The organism is Paraburkholderia yinzeri (genome assembly GCF_046581065.1).
GTDB lineage: Bacteria > Pseudomonadota > Gammaproteobacteria > Burkholderiales > Burkholderiaceae > Paraburkholderia.
The window spans coordinates 852,967-879,683 of record NZ_JBFOCJ010000002.1; the positions used below are offsets into that span (position 1 = coordinate 852,967).

Annotated in this window: 22 protein-coding genes and 1 riboswitch; of the genes, 10 read left to right on the forward strand and 12 right to left on the reverse strand. The window is 68.0% G+C overall.

Annotated features, from left to right (window positions below; translation table 11 throughout):
- Window positions 1-38: 38 nt before the first annotated feature.
- Window positions 39-314: riboswitch (cobalamin riboswitch) on the reverse strand.
- Between the two features lie 211 nt (window positions 315-525).
- Genes WJ542_RS20865 through bluB form a run of 4 tightly spaced genes read left to right on the forward strand, consistent with a single transcriptional unit; the run spans window position 526 to window position 3,602 of the window.
- Window positions 526-960, forward strand: a complete 435-nt coding sequence (locus WJ542_RS20865; RefSeq protein ID WP_411192511.1) for a cobalamin biosynthesis protein — start codon at window positions 526-528, stop codon at window positions 958-960.
- A gap of 57 nt (window positions 961-1,017) precedes the next feature.
- Window positions 1,018-1,620, forward strand: coding sequence for a cob(I)yrinic acid a,c-diamide adenosyltransferase (gene cobO, locus WJ542_RS20870; protein WP_411191353.1), 603 nt, complete (start codon window positions 1,018-1,020; stop codon window positions 1,618-1,620).
- 4 nt (window positions 1,621-1,624) lie between these two features.
- A complete protein-coding gene (locus WJ542_RS20875) occupies window positions 1,625-2,944 on the forward strand; it encodes a cobyrinic acid a,c-diamide synthase CobB (RefSeq protein WP_411191354.1) in 1,320 nt (439 codons plus the stop codon).
- Window positions 2,928-3,602 carry a 5,6-dimethylbenzimidazole synthase gene (gene bluB, locus WJ542_RS20880; protein ID WP_411191355.1) on the forward strand — a complete coding sequence of 225 codons (675 nt, stop codon included), beginning with the start codon at window positions 2,928-2,930 and terminating at the stop codon, window positions 3,600-3,602. Before WJ542_RS20875 ends, bluB begins: the two co-directional genes overlap by 17 nt.
- Before the next feature lie 2 nt (window positions 3,603-3,604).
- Here bluB and WJ542_RS20885 read toward each other — a convergent pair whose 3' ends face one another.
- From WJ542_RS20885 to ribA, 7 genes are all read right to left on the reverse strand, one after another.
- Window positions 3,605-4,246 carry a DUF4136 domain-containing protein gene (locus WJ542_RS20885; RefSeq protein ID WP_411191356.1) on the reverse strand — a complete coding sequence of 214 codons (642 nt, stop codon included), beginning with the start codon at window positions 4,244-4,246 and terminating at the stop codon, window positions 3,605-3,607.
- Window positions 4,247-4,296: 50 nt separating this feature from the next.
- Window positions 4,297-6,720: a CHASE2 domain-containing protein gene (locus WJ542_RS20890; protein ID WP_411191357.1), complete on the reverse strand. Its 2,424-nt coding sequence runs from the start codon at window positions 6,718-6,720 to the stop codon at window positions 4,297-4,299.
- An 11-nt stretch (window positions 6,721-6,731) separates the two neighbouring features.
- Window positions 6,732-8,174 carry a FecR family protein gene (locus WJ542_RS20895; protein WP_411192512.1) on the reverse strand — a complete coding sequence of 481 codons (1,443 nt, stop codon included), beginning with the start codon at window positions 8,172-8,174 and terminating at the stop codon, window positions 6,732-6,734.
- A gap of 14 nt (window positions 8,175-8,188) precedes the next feature.
- Window positions 8,189-8,887 carry a response regulator transcription factor gene (locus WJ542_RS20900; RefSeq protein ID WP_411192514.1) on the reverse strand — a complete coding sequence of 233 codons (699 nt, stop codon included), beginning with the start codon at window positions 8,885-8,887 and terminating at the stop codon, window positions 8,189-8,191.
- A gap of 312 nt (window positions 8,888-9,199) precedes the next feature.
- Window positions 9,200-9,625, reverse strand: a complete 426-nt coding sequence (locus WJ542_RS20905; protein ID WP_411191358.1) for a hypothetical protein — start codon at window positions 9,623-9,625, stop codon at window positions 9,200-9,202.
- A 779-nt stretch (window positions 9,626-10,404) separates the two neighbouring features.
- On the reverse strand, window positions 10,405-11,250 hold the full coding sequence (locus WJ542_RS20910) for an SH3 domain-containing protein (protein WP_411191359.1): 846 nt from the start codon (window positions 11,248-11,250) through the stop codon (window positions 10,405-10,407).
- Window positions 11,251-11,312: 62 nt separating this feature from the next.
- Complete coding sequence (gene ribA, locus WJ542_RS20915) at window positions 11,313-11,960, reverse strand: GTP cyclohydrolase II (protein WP_411191360.1); 648 nt, start codon at window positions 11,958-11,960, stop codon at window positions 11,313-11,315.
- 279 nt (window positions 11,961-12,239) lie between these two features.
- Between ribA and WJ542_RS20920 the strand changes: the two genes are divergently transcribed.
- Complete coding sequence (locus WJ542_RS20920) at window positions 12,240-12,683, forward strand: CBS domain-containing protein (protein WP_411191361.1); 444 nt, start codon at window positions 12,240-12,242, stop codon at window positions 12,681-12,683.
- Window positions 12,684-12,921: 238 nt separating this feature from the next.
- Here the strand turns inward: WJ542_RS20920 and WJ542_RS20925 are convergent, their stop codons facing one another.
- From WJ542_RS20925 to WJ542_RS20940, 4 genes are all read right to left on the reverse strand, one after another.
- Entirely contained in the window at window positions 12,922-13,551 is a 630-nt protein-coding gene (locus WJ542_RS20925; RefSeq protein ID WP_411191362.1) for a DNA-3-methyladenine glycosylase, read from the reverse strand.
- Window positions 13,552-13,649: 98 nt separating this feature from the next.
- Window positions 13,650-14,936, reverse strand: coding sequence for a c-type cytochrome (locus WJ542_RS20930; protein ID WP_411191363.1), 1,287 nt, complete (start codon window positions 14,934-14,936; stop codon window positions 13,650-13,652).
- A gap of 15 nt (window positions 14,937-14,951) precedes the next feature.
- A complete protein-coding gene (locus WJ542_RS20935) occupies window positions 14,952-17,204 on the reverse strand; it encodes a xanthine dehydrogenase family protein molybdopterin-binding subunit (RefSeq protein ID WP_411191364.1) in 2,253 nt (750 codons plus the stop codon).
- 1 nt (window position 17,205) lies between these two features.
- Window positions 17,206-17,661 (reverse strand): (2Fe-2S)-binding protein, encoded by a 456-nt coding sequence (locus WJ542_RS20940; RefSeq protein ID WP_411191365.1) that lies wholly within the window; start codon window positions 17,659-17,661, stop codon window positions 17,206-17,208.
- Between the two features lie 297 nt (window positions 17,662-17,958).
- Between WJ542_RS20940 and WJ542_RS20945 the strand changes: the two genes are divergently transcribed.
- Entirely contained in the window at window positions 17,959-18,354 is a 396-nt protein-coding gene (locus WJ542_RS20945) for a thioredoxin domain-containing protein (RefSeq protein ID WP_411191366.1), read from the forward strand.
- A gap of 47 nt (window positions 18,355-18,401) precedes the next feature.
- On the opposite strand, the gene prpR is transcribed toward WJ542_RS20945, so the two are convergent.
- The gene (prpR, locus tag WJ542_RS20950) at window positions 18,402-20,414 is read right to left on the reverse strand and encodes a propionate catabolism operon regulatory protein PrpR (protein WP_411191367.1); all 2,013 of its coding nucleotides are present in this window, start codon (window positions 20,412-20,414) and stop codon (window positions 18,402-18,404) included.
- A gap of 197 nt (window positions 20,415-20,611) precedes the next feature.
- On the opposite strand from prpR, the gene prpB reads away from it, so the two are divergent.
- The 4 genes from prpB to prpF all read left to right on the forward strand — a co-directional run bounded on the left by prpB (window position 20,612) and on the right by prpF (window position 26,636).
- Window positions 20,612-21,502 (forward strand): methylisocitrate lyase, encoded by an 891-nt coding sequence (prpB, locus tag WJ542_RS20955; RefSeq protein WP_411191369.1) that lies wholly within the window; start codon window positions 20,612-20,614, stop codon window positions 21,500-21,502.
- A gap of 77 nt (window positions 21,503-21,579) precedes the next feature.
- On the forward strand, window positions 21,580-22,746 hold the full coding sequence (prpC, locus tag WJ542_RS20960) for a bifunctional 2-methylcitrate synthase/citrate synthase (RefSeq protein ID WP_411191370.1): 1,167 nt from the start codon (window positions 21,580-21,582) through the stop codon (window positions 22,744-22,746).
- Between the two features lie 20 nt (window positions 22,747-22,766).
- Window positions 22,767-25,364, forward strand: a complete 2,598-nt coding sequence (gene acnD, locus WJ542_RS20965) for a Fe/S-dependent 2-methylisocitrate dehydratase AcnD (protein WP_411191372.1) — start codon at window positions 22,767-22,769, stop codon at window positions 25,362-25,364.
- A 72-nt stretch (window positions 25,365-25,436) separates the two neighbouring features.
- Window positions 25,437-26,636 carry a 2-methylaconitate cis-trans isomerase PrpF gene (gene prpF, locus WJ542_RS20970; protein ID WP_411191373.1) on the forward strand — a complete coding sequence of 400 codons (1,200 nt, stop codon included), beginning with the start codon at window positions 25,437-25,439 and terminating at the stop codon, window positions 26,634-26,636.
- Window positions 26,637-26,717 lie beyond the last annotated feature (81 nt).

Sequence of the window (26,717 nt, forward strand, 5' to 3'; positions counted from 1 at the left end):
GGGCGTGGAGCATGGATCCGGCACCGCCTCCCCGCAGCGCGAATCCCTCGTGTCTGGCCGGTATCCGGACTGACGAAACGCCGCTCCGCCTTCCCGCGCGCCGGTCCTCGCGGACCGTCTGCACAGTGGCATGAGCTGCATGCGGCGCGCATGCGTCGAAGCGGCTTGCCTCGCCCATGCAGGGCGAAGCGATCGTTGTACCGTTGCGGGTGCAGTTCAGGTTGGCCAGTCCCTCGCCGGGATGGCTCCCTGATTCCCGTTTAACTGCGCGCGCAAGGAACGCGCGCGCGAGCACCAGAGTGCGTGCGAGTGTAGGCGTGGGCCACGGGATCGTCAAGGAAAGGCCCGGACGCCCGCTGTTGTTTACCCCTGGCGCCGGGACCTCGCGCCCGGGCGCGAAAAACCGTGTGCTATCGTATGCGCGCATCCGCCGGGCAACGGGCAAAGCCCGCGCCGCGGTGTCTGCTGCCCTGTCCGCTGCCTTGTTTCCAAGCACTCACCGTGAATTCCGCTACGTCTGCAAGCCTGCTTCCCGCGCCCTCCGCCTTACCCGGCCCCGCAGCGCTTGCGCTCGGTATCGGCTGCCGCCGCGGCGCGACGCTCGCGCAGATCGAGCGCGCCGTGCGGGCTGCGCTCGCGGTGTTGCCGATGGCTCGCGTTGCGGCCGTGGGGACGCTCGACGCGAAAGCCGACGAACCTGCGCTGCTCGCGTTCTGCGCGGCACATGGCTTGCCGCTTCACACGTACACACGCGAAGCCATCGCTGCCGTGCCGGTTGAGGCCGAGCCATCGGGTGCAGCGCGCACGAAGTTCGGCGTCGATGGCGTGAGCGAGCCTTGCGCCCGGCTCGCCGCCGGCGGCGGACCGCTGGCGTGCGGCAAGCTCGCGCTCGACGGCGTGACCGTAGCGGTTGCCGTGGTCGTTGCCGCAGTCGTTACTCCCGCGCAGGCGCCGCGCTAAACCGGCGGTGCATACGCACACGTTAAGAACCCCGCATCCTCAGACCTCGTTTCGCCCATGAAAACCGATCCCGATTCGCACCTGCGCATGACCCAACGCCGCCGTGAAGGCCACGAAAAGAAGCAGGCGGCGGCTTCCGTCGAAAAAGGGCTTTTGATCGTCAACACCGGCAACGGCAAGGGCAAGAGCACGGCGGCCTTCGGCATGGCCGTGCGCGTGCTGGGCCACGGCATGAAGCTGGGCGTCGTGCAGTTCATCAAGGGCGCGCTGCACACGGCCGAGCGCGACTTCCTTAGCAGCGTCGCCCATTGCGATTTCGTGACGATGGGCGACGGCTACACCTGGAACACGCAGAATCGCGACGCCGACATCGCCACCGCGCGCAAGGGCTGGAACGAGGCGAAGCGCATGATCGAAAGCGGCGAATACGGCATGGTGATCCTCGACGAGCTGAATACCGTGCTCAAGTACGAGTACCTGCCGCTCGACGAAGTGCTCGCCGTGCTGAATGCGCGCGGCCCGCTGCAGCACGTGGTCGTGACGGGCCGCCACGCGCCCGACGCGCTGATCGAAGCCGCCGATCTCGTCACCGAAATGCGGCTCGTGAAGCATCCGTACCGCGAGCAGGGCGTGAAAGCGCAAAAGGGCGTGGAGTTCTGAGCCGATGGTTGCCCGCGCTGCCAGCATTGCCTGCCCCGCGCTCTTCGTCAGCGCACCCGCCTCGGGCCAGGGCAAGACCACGCTCACGGCGGGACTCGCGCGCCTGCACCGCCGCGCCGGCAGGCGCGTGCGCGTCTTCAAGACCGGGCCCGACTTTCTCGATCCGATGATCCTCGCGCGCGCAAGCGGCGCGCCGGTCATGTCGCTCGATCTGTGGATGGTGGGCGAGCACGATTGCCGCACGCTGCTCACGCAGGCCGCGCAGGAAGCCGACCTGATTTTGATCGAAGGCGTTATGGGCCTCTTCGACGGCACGCCCAGCAGCGCCGATCTCGCCACGACCTTCGGCGTGCCGGTGGCGGCCGTGATCTCGGCGAAGTCGATGGCGCAGACCTTCGGCGCCGTCGCATTCGGGCTCGCGCGCTTTCGCCTCGACGTCCCGTTCCATGGCGTGCTGGCGAACCGCGTGGGCTCGGCACGGCATGCGCAGATGCTGCAGGAAGCCTTGCCGGCCGACCTCCGCTGGCTGGGCCACGTGGCCGGCGACGCCCTCATCGAACTGCCCGACCGGCATCTCGGCCTGCATCAGGCGAGCGAGATCGCCGACCTCGACGCACGCATCGAACGCGCCGCCGACGCGCTCGCGCAAACCGCGCTAGCGGACCTGCCGCCGCCCGTCGAATTCTCGCTCGCGAGCGCGCCGACTCCCCTTCCGCGCCTGCTCGAAGGCCGGCACATCGCGATTGCGCGCGACGCGGCGTTCTCGTTTGTCTATCCGGCGAACGTCGCGCTGCTCGAAGCGCTGGGCGCGCGCGTGACGACCTTTTCGCCGCTCGCCGACGAGGCCGCCCCGGCGAACGCCGATGCGATCTATCTGCCCGGCGGCTACCCCGAACTGCACGCCGCGGCGCTCGCGCGCCATACCCGCAGCGCGGCGTCGCTGCGCGCGCATGTGGAGGCCGACAAGCCGCTGGTCGCCGAGTGCGGCGGCATGCTCTGGCTGCTCGAAGGCCTGACCGATACCGAAGGCACGCGCACCCCCATGCTCGGGCTGCTGCCGGGCGAGGCGGTCATGCAGCGGCGCTTCGCGGCGCTCGGCATGCAGCAGATCGACAGCGCGCACGGCACGCTCAGGGGCCACACGTTCCACTACTCGCGCGTGAGCACACCGCTTGCGCCCACACTCGTCGCGCGCCATGCGCAGACCGGCGCCGCGGGCGAGCCGCTCTACCGCCACGGCCCGATCGTCGCCACCTACCTGCATGCCTGGTGGCCCTCCAACCCCGCTTTCACGGCCGCACTCTTTCATGGCTCAACCCTTTGACGAAGCCGGGCGCGCGGCGGTCTACCGCGCGATCTACGAACGGCGCGACATGCGGCACTTCGTGCCCGGCCCCGTCGATCCAGCCACGCTGCAGCGCCTGCTGGACGCCGCGCATCACGCGCCGAGCGTGGGCTTCATGCAGCCATGGCGCATCGTGCGGATCACCGACGCAACGTTGCGCACGCAACTGCATGCGGCGGTCGAGCGCGAGCGCCTCGCCACCGCCGATGCGCTAGGCAAGCGGCACGATGAGTTCATGAAGCTGAAGGTCGAAGGGATGCGCGAATGCGGCGAACTGCTCGTCGTCGCGCTGATGGATCGCCGCGAGCCGCATATCTTCGGGCGGCGGACGCTGCCCGAGATGGATCTCGCCTCGGTAGCCTGCGCGATCCAGAACCTGTGGCTCGCGGCGCGCGCCGAAGGGCTGGGCATGGGCTGGGTGTCGATCTTCGACGTGGACGAAGTGCGCGGGCTGCTCGCCATGCCGGCGGGCGCCAAGCCGGTGGCAATCCTGTGCCTCGGCCACGTGGCCGAATTCTATCCGCAGCCGATGCTGGAGATGGAGCATTGGGCCGAGCGCCGCGCGCTCGGCGAATGCGTCTACGAAAACCGCTGGCCGCGGGATGGCGCCGAAGACGATCGGCCGCCTTCGGCCTGACGTCACTGCGCCGGGGCGACTGCCTTTACGGAAATGACTTCCGGCAGCGCGCCCGCGCCGCCCTCGCCCCCCGCACCCGCTTCTGCCCCCGCCTCGCGCAGCTTCACGCGCCATTGCGGCGCACCGGCCGCACCGGCATAAGGCAGCCGCGCGAGCGCGCTCGCGACGAGATACGGCAGCGCCTCCTGGGCATTGGCGTTGCGGTCGTGCTTCACGACGCTCACGCGGTACGCCTCGGCGCCGCCGGGCAACGCGAAGAAACGCAGCGTGAGCGCATGCACGTACGGCCGCCCGAACCACGGGAATGGCGAACCGGCGGCCGGCTCGCAAGCCGGCGCACAGTCGCCCTGGGCAATCCCTACATCGGCCGGGCGCGTCGACCAGGCAGCAGAAACCACGTAGGCCGCCTTCTCCGGCGCGCCGTCCACGAAGCCGCGCTTCGCGAGGCCATCGCGCAACAAGGCTTCGTACGGCGGATTCGATACGGCCTCAGCCTCGGCCGGGGTACGCGCCAGACGATAGACCACGGTACGCTGGCCTGCGTCCGGCAAGGCGCCGCGTGCGCTCACGTCGGCGTTCACGCCGGCGCAACCAGCCAACGCGCCAGCCGTCAGAAAGAGGCATACCGTCAACAGGATCTTCACCGCAAACTCCATCGAACTCACCGCCAACCGCTCATTGGCACGCAAGCACCTCAGAGAGGCGCGTCGAGCGCGGGAAGCGACATCCTCAGAGTCGTGCCCTTGCCGGGCTCGCTCTCCACGTCGACCTCGCCGCCGTGGCGCGTCACCACCGTCTTCACGAACGCCATGCCGAGCCCGGCCCCGCTCACCTCGGGCCGCTGCTCCACATGAAAGCGCTGGAAAGGTTCGAAAAGCCTCGCCTGGTCTTCCAGCGAAATGCCGTAACCTTCGTCGCGAATCGAGCAGATCACACGTGCCGCCTGCGGCGCCACGCTTCCCGCCGTGGCAGAGATAGTACAGACAATTCGCGTATCGGGTGGGCTGTACTTCACGGCGTTGTTCAGGAGATTCACCAGCGCCCGTGTCATCAGCGACCGGTCGGCGTTGATCCAGCCCATCTGATCGTCCTCGAACACGGTCTCGATATGGATGCGCTTCGCGTGCGCCTGCGGCCAGACTTCGTCGCTCGCGTCGATCACGAGGTCGGCGAGGCTCGCGGGTTCGAGCGCGTACACCTGCGACTCCGCGCGCGCGAGTTGCACGAAGTCGTCCGCAAGCGTGAGCGCCCGCCGCGCGTAGCGTTCGATACGGTCCATCACGTCGCCCACGGGGCCCGAGCTCAGCGTGCCGCGCTCGCGCTCGGTCTCCACGAGCGCGACGATCGATGCCTGGGGCGAACGCATGTCGTGCGAAAGCAGCCTCAGCGCATCTTCGCGCTGGCGTTCGGCATCGTGCAGCGCGGTCACGTCCACGAGGCCCGCGATCCAGCCCACCGCCTGGCCCTGGGCGTTCGTGCAGCGCGCGTAGCGCAGCAGGTAGTCGCTGCCGTCGGCCGCGCGCACTTCCACGCCGCGCTCCATGAGCTCGGCGAATTCGCTGCGCGCCGGATCGAGCGGCGCGGGCCAGTGCGCATGCGCGAAGGCCGTCGCCTCGGGGCTGGGGTCGATCGGCTTGACGAGCGTGAAGCCGCCGAACACGGCGGCCATCGGCCGGCCTTCCGCTGCGCCGATGCCGAGCCGGTCGAACGACTCGCGCGCCGCGTGGTTGGCAATCAGCACGGAGCCGCGCAGATCGGCGACCAGAATGGGCTCCGGCACGGAATCGAGGCTGTCCCACACGAAGCGGCGCATGTCCTGGAGCCGCTGCGCGGCCTGGGCCATCAGCGCCATCTGCTGCGCGAGCGCATCGCCCGCGAATTCGCGGCGAGTGCTGTGCGCCTCCGGCAGCAGATAAGGCTCGTCGGCAAGCTGGCGCAGTTCCTTGCGCAGGTACGCCATGGTCATCTCGAGACGGCGCCAGCTCCACATCGGATAGACCACGAGCAGCACGACGACCGAGGGGACCGGGCTCAGCCATACGCGCGCCCCGTAGAGCAGCGCCGCGCTCACGCCGAACGACGCCGCGCCCAGCCCTGCCGAAAGCAGCAGCGCGCGCCACGGCGAGAGCCAGAGAAAACCCGCCAGCAGCAGGGCAAAAGGCACGAGCGTGGCCAGTACGACCCAGAAGGTCGAAGCGGGCTCGATGGCGGTGCCCGAAAGCAGGGTGTCGAGAACGCTCGCATGAATGTAGACGCCGGGCAGCGGGCCCAGCGTACCCGAGAGCGGCGTCGCGAACCGGTCGAAGAGACCCGACGCCGTGACGCCGACCACCACCACCCGCCCGCGCAGCACGTCGGGGGGCACGCGGCCTTGCAGCACGTCGTCGAACGATACCTTGCGATAGGTCTGCGCGTTCGTGCTGAACGGAATCAGGAAGCGCGCCTCGCTGTCCGGGCCACCCGCGAGCGTCAGATCGGCGCCGTGCATGACCTGCGGCACGCCGTCCGCCAGCACGACCTTGCCGGCGCGCACCGCGCGCCACGGCGGCACCATGAGCTGCGGCCAGCGCTGATGCGCGTCGCCCTCGAAGAGCGCGACGCTGCGCACGATGCCGTCGCTGTCCACCTCGAGATTGATGTGCCCTAGCCCCGCGGCCGCATTCGCAAGCGGCGCGACGGGCAGCGCGACCTGACGGTTGCCGGCCGCGTCGGCCTGCGACAGCAGGATCGGCAGGTAGACCGGACGCGCGGCGAACGCCTCGGCAAGGCGCGCGTCGTCAGGCGAAGGTTCGGTGAAGAGCACGTCGTAGACCACGGCGGCCACGCCGGCCTTCGCGAGCTGATCGACGAGCCGCGCGTGAACGCTGCGCGGCCAGGGCCAGCGGCCCAGCGCCGTGACGCTCGCATTGTCGATCTCGACGATGACGATGTCGGGCGACACCGGGTGCGAGCGCGCGGTGAGAAAGCGGTCGTAGACGAGATGGTCGGCGCCGGCGGTCCAGTGCCACACGACGCTCAGCAGCACGATCGCAATGCCCGCGCAACTCACGCCCACCCACTCGAAGAGGAAGCGGCGCCCGACCGAGCGGCCAAGGCGCTGACGCGGCTTGACGCTCATGACGGGCCTCGTCACCAGTCGAGCCGGAACGACTGGACGGGGCTGGCCTTCTGGTAGTAACGGCCGTTGTCGAACTGCTCGGCGATCACGGTCCAGTAGTAGACGCCCTTGGGCAGATCGCTCACCACGACTTCTCCACCTGAGAGATCCGTGCGGTCGACGAGCGGCACGCGCAGGTCCGGCGCTGCCGCGAGGACGAAGCGGAAATGCAGGTTCGTCGCATTGCGGTCGACGAACCAGCGGAACGCATAGTTGTGCGTGTTGTCGACCCGGCCCGCCGACGTGCCGAGCGCAAGATGCCGGCGCTCGAACGCATAGGTGCTGGGCATGCCTTCGAGACTGCTCTGATCGATGGCCGCGACGCGCACGAAGTAAGTGCCGTCGGCCAGCGCGCCGACATCCGCATGAGACGAATCGAAACGCTCGTCGTGGATCATTTCGAGCAGGCCCGCGTCGCGCCCGATCTGCACGCGATAACCGTGCGCGCCGTCGATCGGCACGACGTCGAAGGCGACGTTCGCGTCGTCCTGCACTTTCGACGGATTCGCGATAGCGGGCGCGTCGAGCAGCGCCACCGGGCCGCCAACCGCGCCGCCCGCCGTCGTCAGGCTGCCGTGGCGGGCCGTGACGAGCTGCGTCGAAGCGGCGAGCGGCACGCCCGGCGCGGGCGTGCCTGCCCCGCCATGCGCCGCGTCGACGCCCACCGCGCCATCCAGCACCTCGACCGCGGTCGACTCGTTGCCGCCGTCGTAATTCACGCGAAAGCTCGTGCCGCGCACACCGGCGACGACAGAGGGCGAACGGATCTGGAAGCGGTCGTCCTTGCGCGTGGCGTGCGTGACCTCGCTGTCGACCTCGCCGTGCTGCAGGTTGATGACGCGGTCGGTCGTGCCGGTCAGCGCCGTCTGGCGCAGCGTGCCGAACTCGAGCGAGGTGTTGGGGGGAATGATCAGGTGGGTGCCGTCGGCCAGTTCGAGCGTGGCGAATCCGTCCTTGCCGGTTTGCAGCCGGTCGCCTTCGACGAGGCTCGACCCCACGACCAGCGGAAGCGACGGCTCGTTGCGAAAGGCGTGCGTGGCGGGTCCGCTCGTGGCGATCACCTTCGCGCTCAGGCCGTCCTCGCGCAGCAGCGCGACCGGCACGCGCAGCACGGTGCCGGGTTGCAGGTGGCGCGGCGTGCTCACATGGTTCAGACGGGCAAGCTGCATCCAGTCCGAGGAGTCGCGCAGATAGCGGGTCGCCACGTTGTAAAGCGAGTCGCCCGCGCGCGTGACATAGGTGATCGTGTCCGGCGCGCCGGCGTGGGCGCGCGCTTCATGCGCTTGCGCCGGAGATGCCGCCAGCCATGTTCCGCAGACCAGCGCGCAAACTGTGCAAACATCAAGGCGCGCAAAGGTACGGCCGGCCGGCGCCGCCAGCGTGCGCGCGGCTCGCCGGGCTTCGGCGGGCCGCATCGAACGGGCTGTGCTCACGCGGCGTCCCCTTCGATCCTCTCGAGTCGATAGCCGTAGCCGTAGATCGGTGTCAGCCGGTAGCCATTCTCGGGGCGCAGCCCCAGCTTCGAGCGCAGCATCGAGACATGCGTGTCCATCGTCCGCGACGGGATGTCGTCGGACTGCTTCCAGATGACGTCGAGGATGTGTGCGCGCGAAAGCGGACGGCTCAGGTGCTGGAACAGCAGGAGCGCGAGGTCGAACTCCTTGTGCGTAAGGGCGACCTGCCTGCCGCCCACCGCCACCTGGCGCGACTTCAGATCGAATTCGTAGTCGCCGAAGGTTTCCTTGATCGCGGGCGCATGCAACTGATAGGCGCGGCGCAGCAGCGAACCCACGCGCGCAAGCAGCACCGGCGCGGAAACCGGCTTGACCACGTAGTCGTCGGCGCCGTTGTTGAGCATCTGCGCGATATCGGTCTCGCGACTGCGGCTCGTCATGAACAGCACGGGCAGGCGGTTCGAGAGGCTCTGCCGCACCCAGTGCAAGACCTCGTCGCCGGCCATGTCCGGCACGTTCCAGTCGAGCACGAGCAGATCGAACGTCTCCCGCCGCAACTGCCGAACGAGCTCGCCGCCCTTGGCAAACGCGTGGCAGGCATGCCCGGCCGCCGTCAAGGTCTGGCAAACAAAATCGGTTTGAGCTGGATCGTCGTCCAGTACCGCAATTCTCATCATGCCCCGCACCCAGGATCGTTATTCATCTTTTCGGGACGGACTCGCCTGCCGGTCGCGCGACCTTGGCGCCGGTCCGGCCGCCGGCCGCGCAAGCGCGCCCGGTGGCCTCGTGTCGCCAGACGTCCATCCTTACACTCCCTGCGCGCTCGCCGTGGCGGGCGCGCCCCATCCGCTACTCTCGCTTCATCTTGAATAAAATGGGAGAGTGAAACGGCGGTCGCTGTCTGGAATCGGATTTCGCTCATAGTAGTCGAAAACGCCCAAGCCCGATTTAACGAGTCGAGTCACGCGAACTCGCGAGACTCCCGCCTACCCTTGCCGCTCGTCCTCGCACGCCGCGATGTCCGCGGGATGGCCGGGCGGCGGTGCGTCCTGCTCCGCTTCGTTCTCTGCCTCGGGCCGCGCGGACAGCAACGCCGTGAGTTGCTTGCGCACGTGCTCCCACGCGGCGTGGGCGTAGTCCGGCTGAACCGCGGCGCGCGATTGCGCCAGTACGAAAACGCGCAGCACGGTCGCCGGGCATTGGGTCAGCCGCTCCGAACGTCCGAACGGCGACTGGCGCAATGCTTCTGCAAGCCAGGGCATGTCGGCCTCGCAGGCGTCCGCGTAAGCTTCCATGGCCGAGCGCGCGTGGCGGTCGCGGACCAGGTCCAGCTCGACCCGCCCGAAAGCGCGCCCGTCGCCCTCGACCCGTGAAGCAGGCGGAAACCGAAGCCTGCCAAATCGAAAAAACATGCGTCCTCGCTCGCTGGTCCGTGCCAACCCCGCGGCGGCGCCCCGGCGGGACGGCCTCGCGTGTCTGCCAAATGCAAATGGAATGGGGCAGCCATCATGCCGCCCCGTTCCTGCGTATCGTGTATCGGTGCCGAGCGCCCTGCAATCCGGACGCGAGAGATGAAAAACGAGTGGCGACGGCCTTCGTTGCGAACTGCGCGGCCCCCCGGTTTATTCCCCGGGATTGGTCCGCCGACACAGTCACCGCCGTACCGGCTGCGACCCGCAAGCAACATCACCGCCCGATGACCGCCTGCCTGTCGCCGCCGCCCTCAAGGCACGACGAACAACCCCAGCCATCGCCACTCCACCTCAAAGCGCTGGCCTCCCAGCGTTATCCGGCGAACTCGGGTTCGCTCTGACTTCCTCCGCGCCGGCATGCGTACGGCCGTGTATCCGGCCGCGCCAGCCCCCGTAGCAAAATCGTTTGTCGGCGGCAGGTCGTGCTTTTTCCGCGACGGCCCATTGTCGCCGGAAGTGACAGAATGTACTGTCAGGGATTGTTAAATCTGACGGTGAATAGCAAAACCGGCGGGCGGTGCCGACCCGGCGTCCCGAATCGGCGCCGCCAGGCGCGCTGCTCGCCCCGTATCCCGATCGCATGAACGAATAAAGCGAGATCGCCGAGGCTTCGAACGATGCTTAGCCACTCAATTATTTAGCAATCCATATTAATTAACGTAAACGGCGCGGCGGGACCCGAAACGCGAGTCCCGCCCGCAAGAGAGTCGGGAATGCGGTCAGTTCTGCTGCCGCGATTCGCCGTGGCCGCCTTCCTCGTGACCGGAGGGACGAGCGGGCTCCGGACGCGCATTGCCGGGCGCGGGCCCGGGCGCATGCATGGCGCCGGCGGGCTGCGGGCCGGGGGGGCGGCCATAACCCTGCTGATGCGGACCGCCAGGGCGACCGCCATATTGCGGTTGCGGCGCCGGGCCGGGTGGCCGGGCAGCCGCCGGAGGCGGCCCGGACGGCCGCGGAGGCGCAGCAGCCGGGGGACGCGCCACGTTGCCTTGCTCGGGCGGTCCACCCGGGCCGGCCGGAGCGCGGTATGCGCCCTCCGGCGGTCCATGCGGCGTGCCGGGCGGCGGGTGGTATACGCCTGCCCCAGGTCCGCCGTGCATGAGCGGAGGCGGCACTGGCGGCCGCCCGCCATAACCCGGCGGCGGCACGCGTGCCCAGTGATCGCGCTCGCCGTACCACGGGCGGTCGCGATAGAAGCTACCCCAGTACGTGCCGATGGCGAAGGTCACGATGGGCAGCCCGATCGCCGCGCCATAGCCTTCGACGGGAACGTAGCCGCCCTGATACGGATAGGTGAGATACCCCGCGTAGATCCAGCCGCGCAGGCCGGGTAGCACGATGTCGCACCACGAGTAGTCGCTCACGCAGCCCATGACCTCGACAGGCACGCCCTGATCGACTTCGCTGACCACGGGGTAATCGCCGGAAGGTCCGGCGTAAAGGTCGACCGGTTGGCTCGTCCAGGCCTGCGCCTGGGCAAAAGCCCCTGGGGCGGCCAGCCCCAGACAGGCCGACGCTGCCGCGAGCGCCCACGCCGGCGCGCGCATCGTCTGCCGCTTACGCATTTTTCTCTCCCTTGCCTTGTCCAGCTTCAATACGGGCCGGGCAAGCAGATTGCGTACCCGGCCTATTCGTTTTCTTCGAAGTAATGTCCGAACTTCACCTGCTTCGTGCGGATGTAGCGTTCGTTCTCTTCCCGCATCGGAATGGCAAGCGCGACGCGTTCGAGCACCGGAATGCCGTGCTTCGAAAGCGTGTCGAACTTCTTGGGATTATTACTCATGAGGCGCACCGACGACACGTTCAGGAGCCGCAGGATTGCCGCAGCCGAATCGTATTCGCGCGCGTCGTCGGGCAGGCCCAGGTCGAGATTGGCCTCGACGGTGTCGCGGCCCTGCTCCTGCAGCGCGTACGCGCGGATCTTGTTCGACAGGCCAATGCCGCGGCCCTCGTGACCGCGCAGGTAGAGCAGCACGCCGCGCCCTTCGGCCGCGATGTAGCGCAACGCCTGATCGAGTTGCTCGCCGCAGTCGCAGCGGTAGGAGCCGAGAACGTCGCCGGTCAGGCATTCGGAGTGCAGCCGCGTCAGCACGGGCTCGCCGCTCCCCACGTTGCCCATCACGAGCGCGAGGTGCTCGGCACCGCCGTCCCTCACCCGATAGACGTAGGACGTGAACGTGCCGTAACGAGTCGGCAGCGAAGCGGTGGCGTCGAGCACGACGCATTCGTTGGCGTTTTCGCCGTCCGCGCAGGACGACTCAGGAAGCGTAGGCATGATCTGGAACAGAAGACTGGCAAATACCGGCTCGCGACCGGGTTGAAGTTAGGAACCGGAGTTTACCGCCATTTGGCATCCCTCGCCGCGCGTCGCCTGCGGAGCGATCCGGCGGACAGTCGTCCCTCAGGCGTTGCCCCGCGCGCATATCCAGACGCCGCGACACGACCCGTCCGCCTATACTGAAAGCGTTTTCCAATGGCACGGCCGGCGCCCAGCCCGTCGTGCTGCGCCGCGCAATGACTGAAAACCCACCGCAGGACGAATGGGAGTCGCCCTATGACAAGCGTTGCACAGGTACTCAAGTCGAAGCCGGAACAGGTGGTCTATACGATTGCCGCCTCGGATTCCGTCTATAACGCAATCCGCCTGATGGCGGAAAAAGGGATCGGGGCGCTGGTCGTCACGGACGACAACGCGATCGTCGGCATCGTTACCGAGCGCGACTATGCGCGCAAGATCGTGCTGATGGACCGTTCGTCGAAAACCACGGCGGTGCGCGACATCATGACTCCGCACGTGCGCTTCGTGGAACTCGCGCAAACCACCTACGACTGCATGGCGCTGATGACCGAGCGCCGCATGCGCCACCTGCCCGTGATAGAAGACGGCAAGCTGATCGGGATGGTGTCGATCGGCGACCTCGTCAAGGAGATCATCGCCGAGCAGCAGTTCACGATCTCGCAGCTGGAACACTACATCACCGGCGGCCCCGGCACCTGAACCGCCTCGCGGCACTGCGCGAAGCGCCGCATGAAAAAAGCCCAATCCAGCCGGGTTGGGCCAAGCCGCCTTGCGGCGGCGGAGGTTTCACGCATGAAAGCCAGGCGACACGATGCGTGCCGTGCGCGCGGTATCGCCTATGGCTACAGTCTAGGCAGTCAAGCGACCAGGGCAAATACCCGGTTTTCCAACACACCGTTTCGTACCCCACAACAATCGCACGCCGGCCGGCATCGATTCAGACTCCGGTTGCCAACAGCCTGCGCGGCCCGCTGACGAACAGGCTGCCGACTTCGAAGAAGCGCAGCGGCCGTTCGGTTTCGCGCGACAGGCCGATACGCGTCGTTACGCCGACAGGCCGGGCGGGCTCGTCCACGCGACCGATCCAGAGGCCGCGCCCGCGGCACAAGTCCACGCCGTCGAAGGCCGCGCCAACGCCGAACGCCTGCGTCAGGCGGCCTGGCCCGCGCGCGAGGTCGCGCAAAGGTGCGTCTGGCCGGCGCGCCTCCATCTCCGCCAGCCCTTCCAGCGGCTCGACGGCGCGAATCAGCACACCCGCGCCAACGTCCGCCTCCTCGCTCGACATATTGAGCATCCATGAAGCGCCATAGGTGAGCCGCACATAGGCATGGCCGCGCTCGAGAAACAGCGAGGCGTTCCAGCGCCGCCGGCCGATGAACGCGTGACTGGTCGAATCGCCCACCGGGTAGGCCTCCATTTCCACGATCCGCCCGCTGACGCGGCCCTGCGCGCAATCATGGATCAGGTATTTGCCGACCATGAAGCGCGCCAGCTCGACGGTGTCCACGGGCAGGTCCGCGCGGCGCAGCGCGACGATCGGCAGCCGCGGCGACGAAGTCGCGGCCATCGCCGTTCGCGCACGAGCCAGTGTGGGCGCAAGGCTACCCTCGCCCGTCGGCCCCTCCCGACTCGCTCCGCGCAACCCGGCCGGGATGGCGCGCGGCTTCAACGCGACGCCTGCGTCTGCGCACGCAGTTTCGCTACATCGGCCACCCCCACCGCCGCCGCCTGATTGTTCCAGCCCGCACGGATGAAAGTCAGCACGTCGGCGATCTGGCGATCGGTCAGGACATCGGCATAAGCCGGCATCGGATACGGCGCCGGAATGCCCTGGATCACGAGGTCGCCGGTGCCGTTCAGCGTCACGTTGATGAGCGACGACGCGTTCGGCTCGAGCACGTTCGGATTGCCCGCGAGCGGCGCGAGCATCGGCGCGAAGCCGCGCCCGTCGGTGCCGTGGCAATGCATGCAGTACGCCGCGTAGACGCGGGCGCCCGCATCGTTCGCCGGCCGCGTGAGCGACACCTTCGTCGCCTGCCCGTCGTACGCATACTGCGACCCGCCGTTGCCTCCCGCCGCCGGCAGCGACTTCAGGTAGGCCGAGATCGCGTTGACGTCCGCGTCGTTCATCGCCTGGGTGCTGTTGTTGATCACGCTCGTCATCGCGCCGAACGCCGATGCGTGCTGGTTCGCCCCCGTCTTCAGGAACTGCGCGAGATCCGCTTCGCTCCAGCGCCCGAGGCCCGTGTTGTGCTCGCTCGTGAGGTTCGACGCGAACCAGCCGTCGAGCAGCGCGCCCGTGAGATACGCGCTGCCGCTTTCGTCGAGCGCCTTCTCGTTGAACGCGACGCTGCGCGGCGTATGGCAGGAGCCGCAATGGCCGAGGCCCTGCACGAGGTAGGCGCCGCGGTTCCATGCGACGTCCTTCCCCGGCTTGTCCTGATACACGCCCTTGTCGAGAAAGAACGCATTCCAGATCTTCAGCGGCCAGCGCATGTTCATGGGCCATGGGATATCCGCTTCGCGGTTGGCCTGCTTCACCGGCTGCACGCCGTGCATGAAGTACGCGTACAGCGCGGCGACGTCCTCGTCGCGCACCTTCGCATAAGACGGATAGGGCATGGCCGGATAAAGGTTGTGGCCGTCCTTCGCCACGCCTTCGCGCAATGCGCGCGCGAAGTCCTCTTCCGTGTAGCCGCCGATGCCCGTCTCGGGGTCGGGCGTGATGTTGGTCGTGTAGATGGGGCCCAGCGGCGTGCTCATCGGCAAGCCGCCCGCGAACGGCTTGCCGTGCGGCGCCGTGTGGCACGCCGCGCAATCGCCCGCCGCCGCGAGATAGGCGCCGCGTTGAACCCTGTCGGCGTCGGTTGCCGCGGCAAACGCCGCGTGCGAGGGCGTGAGCGCGAGCGCCGCGAATGCCAGCGCGGCGCCGAATGCGTTGTTCATTTTCATGGTGACTCGCCTCCCTCAGGCCGACTGCGCGTTCTGCAGTTGACGCCCCACGGGCAACTGCCGCAGGCGCTTGCCCGTGGCCGCGTAGATCGCGTTCGTCACGGCCGGCGCAAGCGCGGCCGTGCCCGGCTCGCCGATGCCGCCCGGCGCCTCCGTGCTCTTCACGATGCGCACTTCGATCTGCGGCGACTGGTCGATGCGCAGCATCCGGTAGTCGGTGAAGTTCGTCTGCGCGACGCGGCCGCGGTCGATCGTGATCTCGCTGTACAGCGCCGCCGTAATGCCGAAGATGATGCCGCCTTCGATCTGCGCCTCGATCGTCTCGGGATTGACGGCCATGCCGCAGTCGACGGCGCAGACCACGCGGTTCACGCGCACCTCGCCGTCGTCCACGCTCACCTCGGCCACCATGCAGAGAAAACTGCCGAAGGCATGCATCACCGATACGCCGCGCCCCTGCCCCTTGGGCAGCGGCGCCCCCCAGTTCGCGGCACGCGTGGCGACGTCGAGCACGTTCAGCGCGCGCGGCGATTTGTCGAGCAGCGCGCGCCGGTAGGCGACGGGGTCGGTCTTCGCGGCCACGGCCAGTTCGTCGACGAAGCTTTCCACGACGAAGGTGCCGCGCGTCGGCCCCACGCCGCGCCAGAACGCGGTGGGAACGGCGTGCGGCTCCACGCGCACGTATTCGATCAACTGGTTGGGCAGGTCATAAGGCAGGTCGACGGCCACTTCGACAGCATCCGGATCGATGCCGTTGTGGAACGCGGGCGGCGCGAAGCGCGCGAGGATCGACGAGCCCGCGATGCGATGCTGCCAGGCGAGAGGCTTGCCGGTAGCATCGAGGCCGGCGGAGAGGCGGTCGTAATAGTACGGCCGGTACATGTCGTGCTGGATGTCCTCCTCGCGCGTGTAGAAGACCTTGACCGGCGCATTGACCGCCTTGCCGATCTTGAGCGCCTGGGTGATCGCATCGACTTCGAGCCGCCGCCCGAAGCCGCCGCCGAGCAGATGGTTGTGCACCGTAATCTGCTCGGGCTTGAGGCCCGTCACGGCCACGGCCGCGTCGACGGCCCGCGTGGGCACCTGGGTGCCCACCCAGATATCGCAGCCGTCGGGCCGCACGGACACCGTGCAGTTGATCGGTTCCATCGTGGCGTGCGCGAGGAAAGGCTGCTGATAGACGGCATCGACGCGCGTCTTCGCATTGCCGAACGCCTGCTGCACGTCGCCGTCCTTGCGCGCGACGGCACCGCCTTGCTCCGATGCCGTGGCAAGGTCGGCGACGATCTGCTGCATCGAGAGCGCCGCGCCCGGCCCCTCGTTCCACTGCACCACGAGCGCCGCCGCGCCGCGCTTCGCGGCCCACGTATGCGCGCCGACCACGGCCACGGCGTTATCGATCTTCACGACCCCGGTGACGCCGGGAATCTGTTTCGCGTGCGTGTCGTCCACGCCGGCGAGCGTGCCGCCGAACACCGGGCAGTTCACGATGGCGGCGTAGACCATGCCGGGCAGGCGCACGTCGAGACCGAAGAGCGCCGAGCCGTCCACCTTCTCCGGCGAGTCGAGCCGCTTCGTCGGCTTGCCGATCAGCGTGAAGTCCCTGGGGTCCTTGAGCGCCACCTTGGGCGGCACGGGCAGCTTCGCCGCCGTGTCCGCGAGCTGGCCATAGGCGAGCCGGCGGCCGCTTGCGTCGTGCACCACCTCGCCGGCGCGCGCGGAGCAGGTGGCGGGATGCACCTGCCATTGCTGCGCCGCCGCCTGGATCAGCGCCGTGCGCGCGGCCGCGCCGGCCTCGCGCATGGGCTGCCACGCGTAGCGGATCGAGGTCGAGCCCCCCGTCAACTGGCCGCCCAGCAACGGGTCTGTGAAGAGCTTCGCGTTGGGCGGCGCGTGATCGATCGTCACGCTGTCGAGCGGCACTTCCAGCTCTTCCGCAATCAGCATGGGAATCGACGTGTAGACGCCCTGCCCCATCTCCACCTTCGGAATGATCAGCGTGACCTTGCCGGCGCGGTCGATCTGGATGAAGGCATTCGGTTCGAAGACGCCGTCCTGCGGCGCCTCGTTGCCGTCGCCGCCGATGACGGACGCGCGCGCCGGCGCGTCGCCCTGCGCCAGCGTCGAGACGCTGAAGCCGAGCAGCAGACCGCCGCCCGCCGCCGCGCCGAGCTTCAGGAACGCGCGGCGCGACACGCCGGCGTGACGGGCAGGGTGCAATTCGCCGTGCGGCGCACCGTTTTGTGCATCGAGGAGGCCCCGCGACATGTCAGGCCTCCTTCGCGGCTTGCTTGATGGCCGCACGAATCCGGTTATAGGTCCCGCAGCGGCAGATGTTGCCGGCCATGGCCGCGTCGATGTCGGCGTCGCTCGGGTCCGGATTCGACGCGATCAGCGCCGCCGCCGACATCACCTGCCCCGACTGGCAGTAGCCGCACTGCACCACGTCGAGATCCCGCCACGCTTTCTGCACCTTCTGGCCCGCGGGCGTCGCGCTCACGGCCTCGATGGTCGTGATCTTGCGGCCGGCGACGGCCGCGACGGGCAGCACGCACGAGCGCGTGGCCTCGCCTTCCAGATGCACCGTGCAGGCGCCGCATTGCGCAATGCCGCAGCCGAACTTCGTGCCGGTCAGGCCGACGATGTCGCGCAGCACCCAAAGGAGCGGCATGTCGGGTGGGGCGTCGACGTCATGGGTCTGGCCGTTGATCGTGAGCGTAGTCATGGGCTCTCCGGTGGTAGGGATTTGTCGTTATGGATCGAGCAATCGAAGGGCCGATGCGCCGGCTGTTCCGTTTCGAAAAGCCAATGCGCATGGCCCTGCCAGCGCGACCTGCCGAGAACCGGTTGAGTGTAGCGCCGCAGTTAAACGCGTGCAGAAAGCCGGCCGCCCGGGTGTCCAGGTTCCCGCGCGGTTGCGGGCCCTGCTTGCGACACGCGGAGAGGCAGGCCTTGCGCTACCATCGTCCGCAGAACCCCACGACCCGCCGCGCGGCGCGCGCGGCACCGAAGGAGCCGCAAGATGAACGAGCAACGCGCAAGGCAGTTTCTCAACGAAGTCCGCAAGCCGCTCCTCACGCTGCACAAGGCCATCCTCGACCACGAGCGCGCGGAGTACGAACGCGAGTTCGGACCCGTTACGCCCGCGGCGTTCCTCCAGGTGCTGATCAACGGCACGGGCTTCCGCTGGCTCATGCCGCTTTCGAGCGTGATCACGAACATCGACGAATCGCTGGACGCGAAAGACGCGACCGACGACGACCGGATCGGCGCCGCGCAGGCGGTCTGCTCGTTGTTTTCGGGCGAGGAGTCGAAGGAGTTTTTCGAGCGCTATCAGGCGCTGCTACAGGTGAGCCCGCATGTCGCGCAACTGCACGGGCAAGTCACGCCGCTCCTGCGCGGCGCGCAGGACGCCTGAGGCGAACGGCGCCGCGCCGCGATCGCGGGCCGGCTCCCGTTCCTGTCTCACCCGCCGCGCGCCGCGCGCTTGCGCGCAGCCGTAGTGGCAGAACCGCCCGCCTCGCGCACGGCGGCCAGGCGCCGCCACAACGTCGTCTTGCTGATGCCCAGCATCTCGCACACGCGGTCGCGGTCTCCGCCGCAGGCTTCGAGCGCTGCGCGAATCTCTTCCGCCTCCAGGCTCAGGCTGCGCTCGCGTAGCGTCGGCACGGCGCCCCCCGCCACGGCAGCGTCGGGCGCCACAGACGAGTCGAACACCTCCGGCGCAATCGAGCGCAGCACGTCCACCGGAATCGCTTCGACGTCCGTGTCGGCCAGCTCCACCACGATGCGCTCCACCACGTTCTGCAACTCGCGCACGTTGCCGGGCCAGTCGTGACGCACGAGCGCCTCTGCGACCGGCGCGAGCGTCGCGAATGCCGATTCCGCCGTACGAATGCGCAGCGCGACGCGCGGCTCGCGGCGCGCCGCTTGCAGCAATAGTTCGGCGGCGAGCGGCACGACATCGGCCGCGCGCTCGCGCAAGGCCGGAATCGCGAGATTGAGAATGTTCAGCCGATAGTAAAGGTCGGCGCGAAACTCGCCGGCCTCGATCTGCCCCGCGAGCGAGCGGTGCGTCGCCGCCACCACGCGCACGTCCACGCGCGTGGGCTCCGTCGCGCCGAGGCGCACCACCTCGCGCTCCTGCAGCACGCGCAACAGGCGGCTCTGCAGCGGCAGCGGCATCTCGCCGATCTCGTCGAGAAAGAGCGTGCCGCGATGCGCGGCCTCGATCAGGCCGACCTTGCCGCCGCGCCGCGCGCCCGTGAAGGCGCCCTCCTCGTAGCCGAACAGTTCGCTCTCCAGCAGCGCCTCGGGAAACGCGCCGCAGTTGATCGCCACGAACGGAAAATCGCGCCGCGCGCTCTCGCGGTGAATGCCCTGCGCGACCATCTCCTTGCCGGTACCGCTCTCGCCGCGGATCAGCACGGTGGCGTCCGATTTCGCGTAGCGCTTCGCGAGCTGGCGCACGCGCTCGATGCCCGGCGTCGCGCCGCTCAGGTCGTCGAGCCGGTAGCGCGCCACGAACTGCTGGGTGCGCTGGCGCGTGCGCAGCGTGCGGTCGAGCCGCTCCACCGCGCGCGACTCCTGGAACGTGAGCACGGCGCCCGTCGTCACGCCGTTGTCGACGAGCGGCCCACGGTGCACGACATAGCTCACGCCCCGCACGGTTTCGAGCGATTCGCCGTCGGCCTCGGGCAGCGCGAAGGCAATGTCCGGCGCCAGCTCGGCGAGCGACCGGCCCGCCGCCAGCGCCGGATCGACGCCGAGCACGGCGGCAAGACGCTGGTTGATCGCCTCCACGCGCCCTTCCGAGTCGAGCGCCACCACGCCGTCGCGCAGGTGCTGCAGCACGCTGTCCAGACGCTGGCGGCGCTGCGTCTCGCGCCAGGTGGCCAGCGCGACTTCGAGCGCATTGTCGAACGCCGCGCGCACGGAGGAATGCGAGTAGACGAAGAACGGCACGAGCCCGAGCCGCGCGGCCAGATCGTTGACGAGGCCCGGCCCCACGACCGCGCCCACGCCACGGTCGCGCAGGTCGAGCACACAGGCCTCCGCGTCCTGCACGGTGCGGTACGACGCGAACACCACGTCGAGCCCCCAGGCGCTCGCGAAACGGCGCACCTCGGCGGGCGTCTCGCCATAGGTGACAAGCGCGACGACCTCGGTTTCGCGGCGCGCGCGGGCCAGCGCCTGCATCACGTCGAAGCCGGTGGGCTGCAGCAGCACGACCGGCACGTCGATACGCGCCTTCAGATAGCCGCCGTTCGAACCCGCCGCGACGATGACGTCGGGCCGCTGATTCGGCCCCGCCGCCGCGATCTCGGCCACCGCCTCCTCGAAGCCGCGCGCGACCACCCGCAGGTCGGCGAGATCGTCGTATTCGCGGGCGATATCGCGAAACAGGTCGCGCAGGCGGCTGATGCCCATGGCCCAGACGCGCGGGCGGAATTCGGAGGGAACGGGAAAGCGGGTCATGGTGCCGGTCGCTGCGGTAAGGCGGGAAGCGACATTATCGCCCGGATTTCAAATTTGAAACTCCAATTTCAGAATCGCAATGCGCGCAGCGCGGACCGTCCAGCCAATTTGGCGGAAAATCAATGCGTTAGCCCCGCCACTCCGCCCTGGCACGGTAACTGCAATATCGAGTCGCGATTTCATCGGAGACATCCAGCATGACCAACCGAACCCCCACCAGCGCCGGCGCGAAATTCCGCGCGGCCGTCGCCGCAGAACAACCGCTGCAGGTCGTCGGCGCCATCACCGCCTATGCCGCCAAGCTTGCCGAGCAGACCGGCTTCAAGGCCGTCTACCTCTCCGGCGGCGGCGTGGCCGCCAATTCGCTCGGCGTGCCCGACCTCGGCATCAGCACGATGGACGACGTGCTCATCGACGCCCGCCGCATCACCGACGCCGTCGAGATTCCGCTGATGGTCGACATCGACACCGGCTGGGGCGGCGCCTTCAACATCGCGCGCACCGTCAAGTCGTTCATCAAGGCCGGCGTCGCGGCCGTGCATATGGAAGACCAGGTGGGCCAGAAGCGCTGCGGCCACCGCCCGAACAAGGAAGTGGTGCCGACCGACGAGATGGTGGACCGCGTGAAGGCCGCCGTGGACGCGCGCACGGACGACCAGTTCGTGATCATGGCGCGCACCGACGCGGCCGCGGTGGAAGGCATCGATGCGGCGATCGAGCGCGCGGTGGCCTACGTCGAGGCCGGCGCCGACATGATTTTCCCGGAAGCGATGAAAACGCTCGACGACTATCGCCGCTTCAGGGCCGCCGTGAAGGTGCCGATTCTCGCGAACCTGACCGAGTTCGGCTCGACGCCGTTCTTCACGACGGAAGAACTGAAGAGCGCGAACGTGGACATCGCGCTCTACTGCTGCGGCGCGTACCGCGCGATGAATGCGGCGGCGCTGAACTTCTACGAGACCGTGAAGCGCGACGGCACGCAGAAAGCGGCCGTTTCGACCATGCAGACGCGCGAGGATCTCTACAAATACCTCGGCTATCACGCGTACGAAGACAAGCTCGACGAGCTGTTCGCCGCGAAGAAGTAAACGTAGCGCAGTCACGCGATTCATTGCGTTCACTCCCGCATCTGAACCATTCGAGACATCATCAAGAGGACGACACCATGAGCGAAGCAGATACCAAGGCACAGGGCGCAGGCGGCTTCAAGCCGAAGAAGTCGGTCGCGCTCTCGGGCGTGGCGGCGGGCAACACGGCGCTGTGCACCGTGGGCCGCACCGGCAACGACCTGCACTACCGCGGCTACGACATTCTCGATCTGGCCACCGCCTGCGAGTTCGAAGAAGTCGCTTACCTGCTCGTGCACGGCAAGCTGCCGAACGCGGCCGAACTCGTCGCCTACAAGACGAAGCTCAAGGCCCTGCGCGGTCTGCCCGCGAACGTGAAAGCGGCGCTGGAGTGGGTGCCCGCTTCGGCGCACCCGATGGACGTGATGCGCACGGGCGTTTCCGTGCTCGGCACCGTGCTGCCCGAAAAGGACGACCACAATCTGCCGGGCGCGCGCGACATCGCCGACCGCCTGATGGCCTCGCTCGGCTCCATGCTGCTGTACTGGTACCACTACTCGCACAACGGCAAGCGCATCGAAGTGGAAACCGACGACGATTCGATCGGCGGTCACTTCCTGCACCTGCTGCACGGCCGCGAGCCGTCGAAGTCGTGGGTCGATGCGATGCACGTCTCGCTGAACCTCTACGCCGAACACGAGTTCAACGCTTCGACGTTCACGGGCCGCGTGATCGCGGGCACGGGCTCGGACATGTACTCGGCCATCACGGGCGCGATCGGCGCGCTGCGCGGCCCGAAGCACGGCGGCGCGAACGAGGTGGCGTTCGAGATCCAGTCGCGCTATGAAAACCCGGACGACGCGGAAGCCGACATCCGCCGCCGCGTGGAAGCGAAGGAAGTCGTGATCGGTTTCGGCCACCCGGTCTACACGATCTCGGACCCGCGCAACAAGGTCATCAAGGAAGTGGCGCGCAAGCTCTCGAAGGAGCAGTCGAACCTGAAGCTCTTCAACATCGCCGAGCGCCTCGAATCGACGATGTGGGACATCAAGAAGATGTTCCCGAACCTCGACTGGTTCAGCGCCGTGTCGTACCACATGATGGGCGTGCCGACCGCGATGTTCACGCCGGTGTTCGTGATCGCGCGCACGGCCGGCTGGAGCGCGCACATCATCGAACAGCGCATCGACAACAAGATCATTCGTCCGAGCGCGAATTACACCGGTCCGGAGAACCTGAAGTTCGTGCCGATCGGCAAGCGCTGATTTCCGCGAAGCGAATTCCCATGAACACCGCCTACCGCAAATCCCTTCCGGGCACCCGGCTCGACTACTTCGACGCGCGCGAAGCCGTCGAAGCCATCCGGCCCGGCGCCTGGGACACCTTACCTTACACCTCGCGCGTGCTCGCCGAGAACCTCGCGCGCCGCTGCGACCCGGCCACGCTCGCCGCCTCGCTCACGCAGCTCATCGAACGCAAGCGCGACCTCGACTTTCCGTGGTATCCAGCGCGCGTGGTCTGCCACGACATCCTCGGGCAAACCGCGCTCGTCGACCTCGCGGGCCTGCGCGACGCCATCGCCGACCAGGGCGGCGACCCGGCGAAAGTAAATCCGGTCGTGCCGGTGCAACTGATCGTCGACCACTCGCTCGCCGTGGAATGCGGCGGCTTCGACCCGGACGCGTTCGCGAAGAACCGTGCAATCGAGGACCGCCGCAACGTTGACCGCTTCGACTTCATCAACTGGACGAAGCAGTCCTTCCAGAACGTCGACGTGATCCCGCCCGGCAACGGCATCATGCACCAGATCAATCTGGAGAAGATGTCGCCCGTGATCGGCGTCACCGAAGGCGTGGCGTACCCCGATACCTGTGTCGGCACGGACAGCCATACGCCGCATGTGGACGCGCTCGGCGTGATCGCCATCGGCGTGGGCGGGCTCGAAGCGGAGAACGTCATGCTCGGCCGCGCCTCGTGGATGCGCCTGCCCGATATCGTGGGCGTGGAACTCACGGGCAAGCGCCAGCCTGGCATCACCGCCACCGACATCGTGCTCGCGCTCACCGAATTCCTGCGCAAGGAAAAGGTCGTGGGTGCGTATCTGGAGTTCCGTGGAGCAGGCGCGTCGAGCCTCACGCTCGGCGACCGCGCCACGATCTCGAACATGGCCCCCGAATATGGCGCGACGGCCGCGATGTTCTTCATCGACAACCAGACGCTCGACTATCTGCGCCTCACGGGCCGCGACGAAGAGCAGGTCAAGCTCGTCGAGACCTATGCGAAGACGGCGGGCCTGTGGGCCGATGCGCTCGCTCATGCGCAATACGAGCGTACGCTCACATTCGATCTGTCCTCCGTCGTGCGCAACATGGCCGGCCCGTCGAATCCGCACAAGCGCCTGCCCACCTCGGCGCTGGCCGAGCGCGGCATCGCGGGCAAGTGGGAAGAAACGCCGGGCCAGATGCCGGACGGCGCAGTGATCATCGCCGCCATTACGAGCTGCACGAACACGAGCAACCCGCGCAACGTGATCGCGGCCGCCCTGCTCGCGCGCAACGCGAACGCGCGCGGCCTCACGCGCAAGCCGTGGGTGAAGAGCTCGCTCGCGCCGGGATCGAAAGCCGTCGAGCTCTACCTCGAAGAAGCGAAACTGCTGCCCGAACTCGAAAAGCTCGGCTTCGGCATCGTGGCGTTCGCGTGCACCACGTGCAACGGCATGTCGGGCGCGCTCGATCCGAAGATCCAGCAGGAGATCATCGACCGCGACCTCTACGCCACGGCCGTGCTCTCGGGCAACCGCAACTTCGACGGCCGCATCCACCCGTACGCGAAGCAGGCCTTCCTCGCCTCGCCGCCGCTCGTGGTGGCGTACGCCATCGCCGGTACGATCCGCTTCGACATCGAAAAGGATGCGCTCGGCACCGACCAGAATGGCAAGCCGGTCTACCTGAAAGACCTCTGGCCGAGCGACGAGGAAATCGATGCCATCGTCGTGCAAAGCGTGAAGCCCGAGCAGTTTCGCAAGGTGTACGAACCGATGTTCGCCATCACTGCCTCGCGCAGCGAGGCGGCCGATCCGCTGTACGACTGGCGTGCGCAAAGCACCTACATCCGCCGCCCGCCGTACTGGGAAGGCGCGCTGGCCGGCGAGCGCACGCTGCGCGGGCTGCGGCCGCTCGCCGTGCTCGGCGACAACATCACGACCGACCATCTCTCGCCCTCCAACGCGATTTTGCCCAACAGTGCGGCGGGCGAGTACCTCGCGAAAATGGGCCTGCCCGAAGAGGACTTCAACTCGTACGCGACGCACCGCGGCGATCACCTCACGGCCCAGCGCGCCACCTTCGCGAACCCCACGCTCGTCAACGAAATGGCCGTGGTGGACGGCGCCGTGAAGAAGGGCTCGCTCGCCCGCATCGAGCCGGAAGGCAAGGTCACGCGCATGTGGGAAGCCATCGAAACCTACATGGAGCGCAAGCAGCCGCTCATCATCGTCGCGGGGGCCGACTACGGCCAGGGCAGCTCGCGCGACTGGGCGGCCAAGGGCGTGCGGCTCGCGGGCGTGGAAGCGATCGTCGCCGAAGGGTTCGAGCGCATTCACCGCACTAACCTGATCGGCATGGGCGTGCTGCCGCTGGAGTTCAAGGCCGGCACGAACCGCACGACGCTCGGCATCGACGGCACCGAGACCTTCGACGTGATCGGCGAGCGCAGGCCGCGCGCCGATCTCGCGCTCGTGATCCAGCGGAGGAACGGCGAGCGCGTGGAAGTGCCCGTGACCTGCCGGCTCGACACCGCGGAGGAAGTTTCGATCTACGAGGCGGGCGGCGTGCTGCAGCGTTTCGCGCAGGACTTCCTCGAATCGTCCAGGGCCGCGGCGTAAACCGTCGCTTCGATGCAATACGAGGGCGGCACAGCGACGTGCCGCCCGTTTCGATCACAGGACAGAGCTTTCATGGCCCACGAACCTCAAATCAGGATTCCCGCCACCTACCTGCGCGGCGGCACCAGCAAAGGCGTGTTCTTCCGTCTGCAGGATCTGCCCGAAGTGGCGCAGCAGCCGGGCGCCGCGCGCGATGCGCTGCTCCTGCGCGTGATCGGCAGCCCCGACCCCTACGGCAAGCAGATCGACGGCATGGGCGGCGCGACGTCGAGCACGAGCAAGACCGTGATCGTCGCGAAAAGCAGCCGGCCCGACCACGACGTCGATTACCTGTTCGGCCAGGTCGCCATCGACAAGGCATTCGTGGACTGGAGCGGCAACTGCGGCAATCTCTCGGCGGCCGTGGGGCCGTTCGCGATCAGCGGCGGCCTCGTGGACGCAAACCGCATTCCGCACGACGGGGTGGCCATCGTGCGCATCTGGCAAGCCAATATCGGCAAGACGATCATTGCGCACGTCCCGGTCACCCACGGCGCGGTGCAGGAAACCGGCGATTTCGAACTGGACGGCGTGACCTTCCCCGCCGCCGAAGTGCAGCTCGAGTTTCTCGACCCCGCCGCCGAAGAAGACGGCGCGGGCGGCGCGATGTTCCCCACGGGCAAGCTCGTGGACGACCTCGAAGTGCCCGGCGTGGGCACGCTGAAGGCGACGATGATCAATGCGGGCATCCCGACGATCTTCGTCAATGCCGAAGCTATCGGCTACACGGGCACCGAACTGCAGGACGCGATCAACGGCGACGCCGCGGCGCTCGACAAGTTCGAGACGATCCGCGCCCATGGCGCGCTGCGCATGGGCCTCATCAAGTCGCTCGACGAGATCGCCACACGCCAGCACACGCCCAAGATCGCCTTCGTCGCGAAGCCGCAGGCCTACACGGCCTCAAGCGGCAAACGCGTGGGCGCCGAGGACGTGGACCTGCTCGTGCGGGCGATGTCGATGGGCAAGCTGCATCACGCGATGATGGGCACGGCGGCGGTGGCGATCGGCACGGCGGCGGCGATCCCCGGCACGCTCGTGAACCTCGCGGCGGGCGGCGGCGAACGCAACGCGGTGCGCTTCGGTCACCCCTCGGGCACGCTGCGCGTGGGCGCCGAGGCGCGAGTGGAGAACGGCGAGTGGACCGTCACGAAGGCCATCATGAGCCGCAGTGCGCGCGTGCTGATGGAAGGCTGGGTGCGGGTGCCGGAAATACGCATTTTCAGGGGCTAACCTGACCTACCCGCCCGCAAAGCTCGCCTGAAAATGCCGAAAGCCGCCTCTCCGACACATCGCGGGGGGCGGCTTTTTTTC